Here is a 13,434-nt window from a genome sequence, read left to right as displayed (position 1 = left end):
GAGACGAGCGCCCCCTCCTTCTCCCTTACCCTTCCGACCCCTTCGGTGAGGAGAAACTCCACGCCCGCGCCGAGCCCTCCTATGCCGGGCGTATTCATGGTGCCGGTCTCGAGCCTGTCGGGCAGTTCGAACTCGTCGTCCTGCTCGCCGACACCGCCGTCGATTAGCGGCGGGGGCTCGACACCGTCACCGAGATAGAGAAAGCCCGTGCCCTGCGGCCCGAAGAGCGCCTTATGGCCCGTACCGACGACTATATCCACGTTCATGGAGCTTATATCCAGAGGCAGTGCCCCTGCGGTCTGCGCGGCGTCGACCATAAAGGGGACGCCTTTCCTGCGGCATAGCTCGCCTATCGCCTCTATCGGCTGTATCGTACCGAAAACGTTAGAGGCGTGCACGATACAGACGAGTTTCGTATCCGCCGTAAGCGCTTTTTCGATATCCGAAGGTTCAATAAGGTCCCCGCGCGAGCCCGTTACCTTCGTTACGCCTACACCCCCGCGTTCGAGCTTTCTTAACGGCCTCGCAACGGAGTTGTGCTCGAAGGCGGTCGTCACCACGTGGTCTCCCGGCCTGAAAAACCCCTTCAAGGCCACGTTCATCGCCTCGGTGGCGTTCTTGGTGAAGACAATGCGCGAGGCGTCCGGAACGCCGAGGAGTTTCCCGAGCGACTCCCTCGCCCGGAAGATCACCCTTCCCGCCTCCAGAGCCATACGGTGCGAACCCCTGCCGGAGTTCCCCCCCACGGTCCGGAAGATCTCGTCCACCCTCGCGTAGACCTCTTCGGGCTTCGGGTACGAGGTTGCGGCGTTATCGAGGTATATCATGCGGGCTATGATAGCATCTCGCCGGGGAAAGCTGAAATAAAAAAACGGGCCGGGGAGGGGGGGAGATTTCCACCCCCCCCCCTCCCCGGCCCGCGCAACCGTGAGAAAAATTACTCGACCTCTTTCATCTCGTCCTTGTCGTAGGTATACCTCGGCTTTCCGGCGACCTTATGTATCTTGACCTCGGTCACCTTCAGGAAGCCGTCGTCTGTCTTCTTGAGCCAAAAATCCATGTCGAGCACGGTCCCGTCGCGGCCCTTGAAGTCCGTGCACATGAAGTAGACCTCTTTTTTCTTTATGAACCTGACCTTCTCGTGGAACTTCACGAAGTCGAGGACGCGGGCCTGCTCCTCCTTTTCGTCCCACACGAGGAAGTGCCCGCCCTTAAGGCGCGTGTCCTCCCATATGAACTCCTTTATGGCCTTCCTTACGTGGTCGGCCATCCCCTCGCTATCTTCGCCGGGATGCTCTCCGGGGTGTTCCTCCTCCTCGGCCGTGACCGAAGCCGGCAGCGCGACAACGAGCGCGAAGAGGACCAAAAACGACAATAGTACACGTTTCATCTCATACCTCCGGGATTCATGTCAGGAATAGACTTTTACCCATAATGCGGAGTTTGTCAAGTACAGCGGCTATCCCCCCCTATCCCGACGGCAAAGACCTGTCTTCCCTGAGCAGGTCGGTAAACTCCTTATCGGGCAGGGGACGGCTGAAGAGATAGCCCTGCATCTGGTCACATCGGTTGGCGCGCAGGAAATCGAGCTGCTCCCGGGTCTCTATCCCCTCTGCAATGGCCTTTATACCCAGGCCGTGCGCCATTGCAATGACCGCGACGACTATCGCCGCGTCCTTCTCGTTGGTCGTGACGTCGCGTATGAAGGAGCGGTCTATCTTAAGCGAGTCTATGGGGAAGCGTTTCAAATAGGCCAGTGAGGAGTAGCCCGTCCCGAAGTCGTCTATGGCGATACTGACGCCCAGATCTTTCAGCTTGCCGAACACTTCGACGGCGGCATCCGGGTCCTTCATAATCGCGCTCTCGGTGATCTCGATCTCCAGGTACCGCGGCTCGAGCCCGCTCTTCTTCAGCGCCCCGGCGACGGTCTTCACCATGTCCGGCCTGACCAGATGCTGCGCCGAAATGTTGACCGCCACGGTGCGGGGACCTATACCGGCGGTCAGCCAGGACTTGTTCTGCTTGCAGGCGGCATTCAGGACCCATTCGCCGAGCGGGATAACGAAGCCGGTCTCCTCCGCCAGGGGGATGAAGCTCCCCGGCTGGACCACCCCCAGTTTCGGGTGCTGCCAGCGGACCAACGCCTCCATACCCACGGTCTTGTTGCTCCCTATGTCCACCTTGGGCTGGTAGTGGAGCCTCAACTCGTTCCGCTCGATGGCGAGGGGAAGGTCGTTGCCGAGGGCCAGGTTGTTCAGGGCCTGCTCCTTCATATCCGGCTCGTAGAACTGGTAGTTGTTATGGCCCCGCTCCTTGGCGCGGCGCATCGCCACCTCGGCGTTGGTAATCATATTAATCAGCTCCCCGATGTCCTCGCTCTCGCGCCGGTAGAGGCTTATCCCCATGCTGGCGGTTATGTTGATCTCTACGCCCTTCGCAATGACCGGCTGCCTGATGCAGTGTTTCATCTTCTCCGCGACCCCTACGGCGTCGTCCCGCTCGAAGAGTTTCGGGGCCAGCACGACGAAATGATCCCCCCGCAGCCGGAAGAGCTCGGCGCCCTGAGTGTCGGCGGAGGCGGACATCCTTCCGGACATTGTTTTGAGCACGGAATCGCCGACGTCGTTACCCAGGGCCTCGTTTACGTTCCTGAAGCGGTCCAGGTCTATCAAGATGACCCCTATCATGGCGTCATCCGGTATCTCCCCGAGCACGGCGGTGGCTCTCTTCTGCAGCATGATCTGGTTGGGCAGGCCCGTAAGAAGGTCGTAGTAGGTGGCGCGGTCCAGCTTCTCTTCGACGCGCTCGACTTTTTCGGTATACTCCTTGGTTTCGGAGACCTTCTTCTCAAGCCTCGTCCTTACGGCGGAGAGGAGCTCTTCGGTGGTAAAAGGCTTGGTCAGGTAATCGTCCGCCCCGAGTTCCATGCCCTTACGGAGGTCCTCCCTGGCCGCCCTGGCCGTAACGAAGATAAAGGGGATGCTGGCGGTGGACGGCTCTCCCTTGAGCGCTTCGAGCACCCCGTAGCCGTCCATCTCCGGCATGAGTATATCGCAAACTATCAAGTCGGGCAGGAACTCCCCGGCCAGTTTCACGCCCTCTATGCCGTTCTCCGCGCCCCGGGCGTCGAAGCCCTCGAAGCCGAGGATGGTTATCATGTCGTCGAGAATGGCCTTGGTGTCTTCTATTACGAGTATCTTCTCCATCTTCCCTACCCTCCTTTTTTACCGACCGGTATCGTTACCAGAAAGGCGGTGCCTTTGCCAGCCTCGCTATCCACCTCTATCGTGCCGCCGTGCAGGTCGACCGAGTTCTTGGTTATAGCGAGCCCGAGCCCGGTGCCCGGGATATCCCCTGTGTTCTTACCCCTGTGGAACGGCGTGAAGAGCCGCTTCATATCCTTCTCGGGAATGCCTATGCCCTCGTCCTTTATCAGGAAGACCGCCGTCTCCTCGTCGCAGGACACGTCGAACAAAACCTTCCCCCCGTCGGGCGAATACTTGACGGCGTTCGAGAGGAGGTTGCTCAGGATGTTTTTAAGGAGCTTCTCGTCCCCCATCACATCATCGCACTCCCCGGCCCAGGAGAACTCGACGTCATGGCTTTCCCCCGCGGAAAACAGGGCCCCCTCGGCGAACGCCCTGCAGAGCTTCTTCAGATCGAACGCGCGGGGCTTGAACTCGAGCTTTCCGGCCTCGGCCTTACCTATTATAAGGACGTCCTCCAGCATCTCGGTCATGTGCGTGACCTCGGACTGTATCTTGTCGATGCGCTCGGCCCTCTCCTCCTCGGTCATCCTGGCGGCGTAGCGCTTGATTATGTCGCTGCTGGAGAGTATCGAGGTAAGCGGCGTCCTGAACTCGTGTGAGGCCATGGAGATGAAGCGCGTCTTCAGCTCTCCAAGCTCCTTCTCCCTGTAGAGCGTCTTGTTGAGCTCGACGGTCCTATCGTTTAATTTTTGTGTCATCGTGTCGAATGCCCGGGAAAGAAGGCCCAGCTCATCATCCCTGTCAAGCCCTATCCTGTGGTCCAGGTCGCCCCCTCCTATTATCTCCGTGCCATCATGAAGGGCCTTGAGCGGGTCTGCAATCGATTTGGCCATGGAACGTGCCGCCAGAACGGCAATAATAAAAAAGGACAGCGTTAGAACAATCGATATCTTCTTCATATTTTCAACCTGCGCGAAGGCCTCGGCGACGTCCTGTTCCGTAATGAGCACCCACTTGAAGTCCCCACCCGTTATGCACATGGAAGCGCCCGCTACGGGCACGCCACGATAATCCGGCCAGGTGCCAATTGATTCCAGGTTTTCCCGTAGACATCTTCCCACCGGATAAGTCTCCACTTTTTGCCTGAAAGCGGCATCCTCTACAAACAACGAATCGGTAATCATGGTTCCGGACTGGTCGACAAGGTAGGTCTCCCCGGTCTCTCCAAGGCCCCTGCGCTGAGTCAAGGCCCCGAGTTTCAGGCCGCTCTCACCCGTCATCACCCCGTTTATCAGTTCGAAATCATAGTGGTTCACGAGTATGCCGATGGCCTCGGAAGACCTGCCCCGAGCTGTTACCGGTGTCGATACCGCCAAGCCTACAGTCCCCTCCTCTGCGTGAAGATGTATATACGTTTTCATCAATTCGGGAAGAGCAACCTCTTTCTCTCCGGTCAGACCGATTCTTTCGGGAATCGAGGAGGCAACGACCCTTCCGTCGAGGGTTAAAACATCGATAAACGTCAGGTCGCCATGCAGGGGCATTTTGTGCTCCAGGAGGTGTTCGTTAAGACGACTGGCCGCGGAAGACCTTTTAGAGGACTTTCCAACGACCTCTTCCAGGCTGTCCCTGATAAGGCCGTCGGAGGCAAAGTCTACGGACATTATCTTCAGTTTTTCAAGGTTGGCTAAAAGTTCGCCTTCTTTGACGTCAGCGATAACCTCCAATCCCTTTAAAATAGTTTGTCTCTGATATTTCCCTGAAATATAAAAACTCAATACCCCCGTAAGCAGCACCGGGATAACGGCGACCACCCCGAATAAGAGAAGTTTAGCTCTGATAGACATGGACCCCCAACTTATGTTCTTACTTCACGGGTTGGCCGTCTCGTTTCAATTCTAACACGAAGTTTATCTTAGGCGCAAGGGTAAAGCGGAGGGAGAAACCCGGCCTTTAACACTCTGAGACGATAGGGGGTGCTGCCGCACGGTTAACGCCATACGCGAACCCATTACACCTTCCATGCCAAACGCCACTAACGGTCGTCCTGAAATTAAAACACCATCATGGTGCTGCCGCACGGTTAACGCGGGTGCGGTCCACTGTAACGTTGGCAGCCTGTGTTGCGGTCGATAGTTTCTAAATCTGAAACCCCGTCACGGGGTGTTCACTTGGCACCTACGCCTTCTCTACCCTCCTTTTTTACCGACCGGTATCGTTACCAGAAAGGCGGTGCCTTTGCCCACCTCGCTATCCACCTCTATCGTGCCGCCGTGCAGGTCGACCGAGTTCTTGATTATCGAGAGCCCGAGCCCGGTGCCCGGGATATTCCCTACGTTCTTACCCCTGTGGAACGGCGCGAAGAGCCGCTCCATGTCCTTCTCGGGAATGCCTATGCCCTCGTCCTTTACCCGGAAGACCGCCGTGTCGCCGTCGCAGGACACGTCGAACGAAACCTTCCCCCCGTCGGGCGAATACTTGACGGCGTTCGAGAGGAGGTTGCTCAGGATGTTCTTAAGGAGTTTTCCGTCCCCCACCGCATCCCCGCACTCCCCGGCCCAGGAGAACTCGACGTCATGGCTTTCCCCCGCGGAAAGCACGGCCCCCTCGGCGAACTCACGGCAGAGCTTCTTCAGATCGAGCGTGCGGGGGTTGAACTCGAGCCTTCCCGCCTCGGCCTTGCCTACCACAAGGACGTCCTCCAGCATCTCGGTCATGTGCGTGACCTCGGACTGTATCTTGTCGAGGCGCTCGGCCCTCTCCTCGTCGGTCATCCTGGCGGCATAGCGCTTGATTATGTCGCTGCTGGAGAGTATCGAGGTGAGCGGCGTCCTGAACTCGTGGGAGGCCATGGAGACGAAGCGCGTCTTCAACTCTCCGAGGTCCTTCTCCCTCTCGAGTGCCTTGCTGAGCTCCACGGTCCTCTCCTCCACCTTCCGCTCGAGACCCTCCCTGTACTCGGCCGCCTCGGTTATGTCCTGCCCCACGCCAAAGACCCCGGTTATCCCGCCCGCGGCGTCGCGACGTGCGGTGGCGTTCATAAGGAACAAGACCCTCCGCCCGCCTTTGGTATAGAGCGGGAACTCGTAGTCGGCGATCTCCTCGCCTTTAAGCGCCTTACCCAGGACATCGCCCACCGGACCCTTGTAGTCATTGCTTATAAACTCCCCCACGAAGTCCCTGCCCATGACCTCTTCCTTGGTATAGCCCGTAATGCGCTCCGCAGTCCGGTTCCACTCGTTCACCCTCCCCCTCACGTCTATCCCGAATATCGGCGCGTTCGCCGCCTCGATGAGCCTTCTAAGGTCCATCCTCAACTCCCGCTCCGTGCAGTCGTGGAAGATGCCGCGCGTGGCCACGAGTTCGCCGTCGACCATGCGGCAGTTGATGCTCCCGCTAACGGGCACCTTACGGCCGTCCTTGCTGATGAAGTCGGTCTCTATGTGGCTTATATCCTCCCCTCTGGTAAAGCGCTCGAATATCCCCCTGCAGTAGTCGTGCTGGTCCGGGTGGACGACGTCGAACGTGGTGAGGTCCGCCACCTCCGCTTCGCTGTAGCCGAGGGTCTCCCTCCAGGCGCGGTTGACGTACGTAAAGCGGCCGTCGGGCGATACGCTCTGGATGAGGTCGCTGGCGCTGTCGAGGAAGTCCCTGAGGTTCTCCTCGCTCCTGCGGAGCGCATCTCCGGCCGCCTTATTCTCGGTGATGTCGAGGTGCGTGCCGGTCACGCGTCGCGGCCAGCCTTCATCGTCCCGCTCGACCACCATGCCCCGGACAAGGACCCACTTCCACTGTCCGAACTTCATCCGCATGCGGAGCTCGGCCTCATAGAACGGCCTCCTGCCCTCCATGTGCAGGTTCAGCCGCTCCTCCGCCATCGGCAGGTCGTCCGGATGCACGAACTTTTTCCATGCCTGTAAGTCGGGCTTGATCTCATCGAGCCTGTAGCCGAGCATCTCGGCCAGGCGCTCGTTATAGACCACTTCCCCCGTAAGCACGTTCCAGTCCCACGTGCCGAGGTCGCCCCCTTTAATAGCAAGGTCGGCCCGCTCCTCGCTCTCCTGCATGGAGTCGAGCATGTAGTTAAAAGCCATTGCGAGCGCACCCACCTCGTCCCCGGTCGTCACCCCAGCCCTTACGCCGCGACTCCCTCCCTGAACGTCCAGGGCCGTACGGGTAAGCTCGATAAGGGGCCGGACCTGCCGACGCGCCTGCGCGCTTCCCAGGACGAAGAGAACGGGCAGGAGCGCGAGCAGTATCGCGACCTGCCCCAGTATGAGCCTTGAGTTCCAGCGGAGGCTTGTATCCTGGAGCATGGCTATCTCCTCCCCTTCGGCCCTTACAACCCCGTCGAGCCGCAGGGCCAGCTCCCCCATAAACAGCTCGTTCACCTCATGGTCCAACCGGGCCCTTTCGCCCTGGTCCGCAAGAACGGCGCCCGCAAAGACACTATCGGCCAACAGACGTATCTCTTCTATATACCTATTGGGCTCAAAATCGTACTCCTCTTCGAGTCTGGCGGCGATCGGACTGCCGAGCTCCTCCGTCATCCCGGCAAACCCGGTTTCGAACTCGTCCCTGGCCCGGAGGTCGCCCGAGGCCAGGTAGTCGTGGAGCGGGTATGCGAGCATCAATATGTCGCGCCTCACCTCTCCGGCATAGCTCCCCTCTTCCCTCGCCTCCGTCGTCTCATCGAACATGCTCTTAACGACCGCGAGCGTGACCATCGACGCGAGCGAGAGCGCAAGGAGCAGCACGGCGGCGCCGGAGAGTATCCGGAGGGATGCGCCCTGGACCGACTTGCGTGCCCTCTCCAGGGCAAGTACCCCGAGCGGAAGCAGCGCCGCGAGGTAGCTCGCGTCCTTCATGATGTGGCTAGTGTCGGGAGAAGGGTAGAAGCGCAGCGGCGAGGACGACATAACGGCCTGGACCGCCATGCCGAGGATCAGGCAGGGGATTAACGGAATACCCTTTCCTCCCTCCCCGCCCTTAAAAATCATCCACAGGCAGGCCCCGTAAAGCACCAGGGCGGGGACCTCCCACGGACGGAAAAATGAAGAGACGTCCCCAATGATAAAAGCCGGGAGCGGAACGAGAGCGAAGAAGGCCATGGCCCCGGCCGTTATAAGTACGGCGGCCAGGGCCAGCAACCCCGTGGACGGAATGTGCCGCGGGTCGCGTGAGGTACGGACCAGGCCGTAGAGCAGTATCGCGCCCAGCACCGTCCTGCCGATGGTCCAGGTGCCGGGGATGAAGCTGTCCAGGGTGTCTTGGGGAAGGGTTATTATACCCATCGCGAACAGCGCGTGGGCCAGGTCGGCAATACCGGCGGCCAGGAAGGCAGCTGAAATGTACGGCGAGAGACCCTCGGTCCCGTCCACGGCGCAGTTGAAGGCAACGATGGCCACGGACAGGGCCAGGAAGACGCCCGCCACCTCCATTACGAGGTAGATGACCCTTTCGCCATGGTAGGCCGGGGCAAAGACTATCAACGAGGCGGCAGCCACTGCCGCGGCAGCGAGCCAGAGGATGGCCTTAGTCCCTGCTTTCATAAGCGCACTCCCTATGAGTGAACAGTACGCCGCTACGGCGGCCTTAAAGACGTACGGAAATTAAACGAACCCCGTCATCCGGCGCGTGCAGGCGGCACGTGCAGGACGGAACCCTGTTTCAATGCTAACACGAAGTTTATCAGCGACGCAAGGGGGAAAAGGGGAGAGAAACCCTATCTTTAACATCCGAAAGGGTGCTGCCGCACGGTAGTTTCGATTGCGGATTACGGAGTTCGGATTGCGGAATAAAGATTTAAAGGCAGTTAATCCGCAATTTGCAATCCCCACTCTGCAATCTGCTTGCCCCACCATCATGGTGCTGCCGCACGGTTAACGCCATGCGCGGCCCAATACAGCATTGCTATCTCGTACTCCGAACGTTAGCCTTGAAATTAAAACACCATCATGGTGTTCACTTGACACCTACGCCGGGGTGGGATAGATTCGTGAGGATGAAGGACCTTGCTTTCTTTACGCTTGCGCTTATCTTATCTCTCGCGGGCCCGGCACTCGCTAGCGACACCCTCTACGGCCACAGGGCCTATGAGGTTGCGGAGAAGGGTGGGCTCGCTCCGGCGGGGAACTACCGCGACACGGGACGCGTGGTAAAACTTACTACCGAAGCGGCCGGGGCCTTCAAGGCCATGCGGGAGGCGGCCCAACGCGACGGCGTCGGGCTCGTGCCCATATCGGGGTTCAGGACTTTTTCCTACCAGAAGGGGCTCTTCGAGAGGGCCGTCAGGAAGTACGGGAGCGAGGAGAAGGCCGCCCGCTGGGTCGCCCCTCCGGGGCACTCCGAGCACCACACGGGCACGGCCATAGACATGGGGGATAAAAAACGCCGCGGCTGCGACGTTGAGAGCTGCTTCGAGGAGACACCGGCGTTCAGGTGGTTAAGTGAGAACGCCTCTCGCTTCGGCTTCTATCTCTCGTTCCCGAAGGAAGGTACGGCGGTATCTTACGAGCCATGGCACTGGAGGTTGAAGGGGGTTCAAGAGTAACAGATGACAGGAAAGATCAGGAACTTTTGCTGAAGGCTTTCAGTATACGCTTGAGCATGCCGACTTCCGACTTCTTGCCCGCCTTCCCCTTACCCCTGCGCCTGCCCTTGCCGCTCTCCTCGACGGGACGGAACTCCTCGCCGTACTTCTCCTTATAGAGGGCAATACGATCTTCTCTGCTCTTCGGCGCGAGACCCTCTTTATCCCCCCTCCCCCGACCGCCCCGACCGCTTGAACGCACTCCGGCGGGCTTTTCCCCTTTTCCTCTTCCTCTTCCTCCATCCGGTCCTTTGGCCGCCCTCCCGGCCCCCTGCTTCATGGAGGGTTCTTGAGCTTTTTTCGGAGCCCCCCCATCCCCCCCCTCCCCGCCTTCCCTGCCCCGCCTTTCGCCGGGACCTTTCCTGGCCGCTCTGGGGGGTCTGGGTCCGGTGCCAATACCGGGACCGGCCTTTTTATCTTTAGAGGCAAAACTCTTTTCAGTAATCTTTTCAGGCTCCGGAGCGGGAGCGGCCCCCGCACTCGTCCTTTTATCTTTATACCTTCCCGGCGCCGACGGCTTCCGGACATCTCTTCCCCCACTGCCCCCCCTTCCTCCCTTAGTAGCCGCGGGTCCGGAGCGGGAGCTTTTCCCCCTCCCCCTCTCGGCCTCTTTCCTCGGGGGCCGCTTCTTCCTGTAGGAGCCGGCCTTGTCCTCCACCATCTCCTCCTCCTTCAGCCACTCCACCTCGATCTTCCTCTCTATGAACTCCTCTATGGCCGGGAGGTTCCAGGCGTGCTCCTCGCATACGAGGCTGTAGGCCTTCCCGCTCTTGCCGGCCCGGGCGGTACGGCCGATACGATGGACGTAGCTCGCGGCCTCCTGAGGGAGGTCGAAGTTTATAACGTGCGAGACGTCCTCTATATGGAGTCCCCTGGCGGCCACGTCCGTTGCGACGAGTATCCTGAGCTTCCCGGACTTCATGCCGTCGATTATCCGCTGGCGCCGGGACTGGGTCACGTCGCCGGTGAGGACCTCGGCGGAAAAACCGTTGCCCGCGAGCTTCCACTCCAGCATCTCGGCCGTCCTCTTCATGTTGGTGAATATTATCGCCCGCTCCATGTCGGGCCTGTTGAGGAGCGCCATAAGTGCGGGGAGCTTCTCCTCGTTCGATATGTATAAAGCCTTCTGGTCGATCTTATCGACGGTAACCTGCTCGGGCTCTATCTCCACTACGACCGGGTCCGGCTTCATGTAGCTGGAGGCGAGCCTGTGGACGTTGGTGTCTATCGTGGCGGAGAAGAGCATCGTCTGGCGGGGTTTTCCCTTGGGGAGCCTTCCGGCTATGTAGCGGATGTCCGGGGCGAAGCCCATGTCGAACATGCGGTCGGCCTCGTCCACTATGAACACCTCTATGTCGTCAAGGGAGAGGCTCTTGGACTTGTAGAGGTCTATCATCCTTCCGGGTGTGGCGACCACCAGCTCCACCCCGCGCCTGAGCGCCGAGATCTGCTTCTCGTACTCCACGCCGCCATAGATGGCCACGGAGTGGAAGGGGGTGTGCCTGGCGAGCTTCTCGGCCTCCTTCTCTATCTGGACGGCAAGCTCCCTTGTCGGGGCCATCACAAGGGCTCGCGGGCCCTTTGTCTTCTTGGGCTCGCCGGAAAGGAAGCTGTTGTAGGCCGTTATGACGAAGACCGCCGTCTTGCCCGTGCCGGTCTGGGACTGGACGATCACGTCCTTGCCGGCGAGGGTTTCGGGCAGGGACTGCTCCTGGACGGGGGTGCACCGCTCAAAGCCGATGGCGGCGATGCCCTCCAGGAGGTCTTTATGTATATTCAGGATTGAAAACTTCATTAACGGCTGATTATATGCTATCCACTCCCGTTCTTCAAGGGATAATACGAGGAAGGCCGGATTTTAACGTAACCCTATTCCTTAACCTTTTTCGGCCTCTTGCCCGCCTGAAGCACCTTCTTCCTCAGGCGTATGTTCTCCGGGGTGACCTCCACAAGCTCGTCCTCCCTTATGAACTCGATGGCGCCCTCGAGGCTCATCACCCTCGGGGATATGAGATGGAGCGTCTCGTCGGAGCCGGCCGCCCTCATGTTGGTGAGCTTCTTCTCTTTCGTTACGTTCACGTCCAGGTCGTTATCGCGCGAGTTCTCGCCTATTATCATGCCCTCGTAGACCGGGGTGCCCTCCTTTATGAAGAGCGTCCCGCGTGGCTGGAGGTGGTTCAGGGCGTAGGTATTGGACTTGCCCGCCCTGTCGGCCACGAGCGCCCCGGTGGCGCGCTTCGTTATGGCGCCGTGGAACGGCTCGTATCCGTCGAAGAGGTGGTTCATGAGGCCCGTGCCGCGGGTGTCGGTCAGGAACTGGGACCTGAAACCGATCAGCCCCCTCGACGGCACCCTGAACTCGAGCCTTGCCCTGCCGTAGCCGTTATTCTCCATCTTTATCATCTTCCCTTTGCGTATCCCGAGCTGCTGGGTGACGACGCCGACGTACTCCTCGGGCACGTCCACGAAGAGGAGCTCCATCGGCTCGTGGAGCTTATCGTCTATCCTCTTGGTTATCGTCTCGGGCATGGCCACGGAGAGCTCGTAGCCCTCCCGCCGCATCATCTCGATGATGATCGCTATCTGCAACTCTCCCCTGCCCATCACCTTGAAGGCGTCGGGCCGTTCGAAGTCGACCTTTATGGAGACGTTGTAGAGGAGCTCTTTTTCGAGCCGCTCCCTCAGGTTATTGGAGGTGACGTACTTGCCGTCCCTGCCGGCAAAGGGGGAGTCGTTTACCGAGAAGACGACCGATATGGTGGGCTCGTCGATCTTTATCCGGGGCAGAGGCTTCGGCTCTTCGCTGTCGGTTATCGTATCCCCTATGCCGACATTCTCCATGCCGGCGAGCGCCACTATATCTCCCGCGCCCGCCTCTTTGGTCTCCTTCCTTTCGAGTCCCTCGAATGTATAGAGGGCCGTGACCCTCGTCCGCGCCACCGCGCCATCGGCATCCATGCCGTCGGCGCCCACCACGGCGACCGCGTCGCCGGAACGGAGCGTCCCGGACTCTATCCTCCCGACCGCGAGCCTGCCGATGTACTCCGAGTAGTCTATGTTGGTTACGAGCAGCTGGAGCGGCCCGTCCGGGTCGCCACCGGGCGGGGGCATCTTGTTTATCAGGAGGTCGAAGAGCGGTTTCAGGTCCCGAGAATCGTCTTCCGGGTCGAGCTTGGCTATGCCGTCCCTCGCGATCGCGTAGACCACGGGGAAGTCGATCTGATCTTCGGTGGCGTCAAGGTCTATGAACATGTCGTAGACCTCGTCGAGCACCTCCCGGATGCGCGCGTCCTGCCTGTCGATCTTATTTATGACGAGTATGGGAGGCAGGTCGAGTTCGAGCGCCTTCTTAAGGACGAACCTCGTCTGCGGGAGCGGCCCCTCGGAGGCGTCCACCAAGAGGAGCACGCCGTCCACCATCTTAAGGATCCTCTCGACCTCGCCCCCGAAGTCGGCGTGCCCGGGGGTGTCGACGATGTTGATCTTCATCCCGTCGTAGACGACGGCGGTGTTCTTGGCCATGATGGTTATGCCCCGCTCCCGTTCGAGGTCCATGCTGTCCATGACCCGCTCCCTCACCTCTTCCCTGGCGCCGAATATGCCGGCCTGCTTGAGCATGCTGTCCACGAGCGT

8 protein-coding genes are annotated in these 13,434 nt (G+C 59.8%); 1 reads left to right on the top strand and 7 read right to left on the bottom strand.

Features of this window, described 5'->3' with window-relative positions; translation table 11 throughout:
• The 5 genes from V3W31_01025 to V3W31_01005 form a co-directional block, all read right to left on the bottom strand.
• Positions 1-827 (bottom strand): aminotransferase class V-fold PLP-dependent enzyme (locus V3W31_01025; GenBank protein MEE9613521.1); only part of this gene is annotated, 827 nt, incomplete at its 3' end.
• 110 nt (positions 828-937) lie between these two features.
• Positions 938-1,390, bottom strand: a complete 453-nt coding sequence (locus tag V3W31_01020; GenBank protein MEE9613520.1) for a hypothetical protein — start codon at positions 1,388-1,390, stop codon at positions 938-940.
• 79 nt (positions 1,391-1,469) lie between these two features.
• Complete coding sequence (locus tag V3W31_01015; GenBank protein ID MEE9613519.1) at positions 1,470-3,206, bottom strand: EAL domain-containing protein; 1,737 nt, start codon at positions 3,204-3,206, stop codon at positions 1,470-1,472.
• A gap of 5 nt (positions 3,207-3,211) precedes the next feature.
• Positions 3,212-4,585 carry a HAMP domain-containing sensor histidine kinase gene (locus V3W31_01010; protein ID MEE9613518.1) on the bottom strand — a complete coding sequence of 458 codons (1,374 nt, stop codon included), beginning with the start codon at positions 4,583-4,585 and terminating at the stop codon, positions 3,212-3,214.
• Positions 4,586-5,398: 813 nt separating this feature from the next.
• Positions 5,399-8,761: a PAS domain S-box protein gene (locus V3W31_01005; GenBank protein MEE9613517.1), complete on the bottom strand. Its 3,363-nt coding sequence runs from the start codon at positions 8,759-8,761 to the stop codon at positions 5,399-5,401.
• 452 nt (positions 8,762-9,213) lie between these two features.
• Here V3W31_01005 and V3W31_01000 point away from each other — a divergent pair, with 452 nt between their 5' ends.
• Positions 9,214-9,762 (top strand): M15 family metallopeptidase, encoded by a 549-nt coding sequence (locus V3W31_01000; protein MEE9613516.1) that lies wholly within the window; start codon positions 9,214-9,216, stop codon positions 9,760-9,762.
• 16 nt (positions 9,763-9,778) lie between these two features.
• Here the strand turns inward: V3W31_01000 and V3W31_00995 are convergent, their stop codons facing one another.
• Both V3W31_00995 and typA read right to left on the bottom strand, forming a co-directional pair.
• Complete coding sequence (locus tag V3W31_00995) at positions 9,779-11,596, bottom strand: DEAD/DEAH box helicase (protein MEE9613515.1); 1,818 nt, start codon at positions 11,594-11,596, stop codon at positions 9,779-9,781.
• A 74-nt stretch (positions 11,597-11,670) separates the two neighbouring features.
• Positions 11,671-13,434, bottom strand: a 1,764-nt coding sequence (gene typA / locus V3W31_00990) for a translational GTPase TypA (protein MEE9613514.1), incomplete at its 5' end; no start/stop codon positions are given.

It is taken from the genome of Thermodesulfobacteriota bacterium (assembly GCA_036482575.1).
Lineage (GTDB): Bacteria > Desulfobacterota > GWC2-55-46 > GWC2-55-46 > JAUVFY01 > JAZGJJ01.
Note: the sequence above shows the minus strand (reverse complement) of the source record. Positions and strands in the feature narration are given on the sequence as shown.

Excerpts from the sequence above, each read along its gene's own strand:
- V3W31_01005 (MEE9613517.1), bottom strand. The coding sequence starts at position 8,761 with ATGAAAGCAGGGACTAAGGCCATCCTCTGGCTCGCTGCCGCGGCAGTG.
- V3W31_01020 (MEE9613520.1), bottom strand. The coding sequence starts at position 1,390 with ATGAAACGTGTACTATTGTCGTTTTTGGTCCTCTTCGCGCTCGTTGTC.
- V3W31_00995 (MEE9613515.1), bottom strand. The coding sequence starts at position 11,596 with ATGAAGTTTTCAATCCTGAATATACATAAAGACCTCCTGGAGGGCATC.
- V3W31_01000 (MEE9613516.1), top strand. The coding sequence starts at position 9,214 with ATGAAGGACCTTGCTTTCTTTACGCTTGCGCTTATCTTATCTCTCGCG.
- V3W31_01015 (MEE9613519.1), bottom strand. The coding sequence starts at position 3,206 with ATGGAGAAGATACTCGTAATAGAAGACACCAAGGCCATTCTCGACGAC.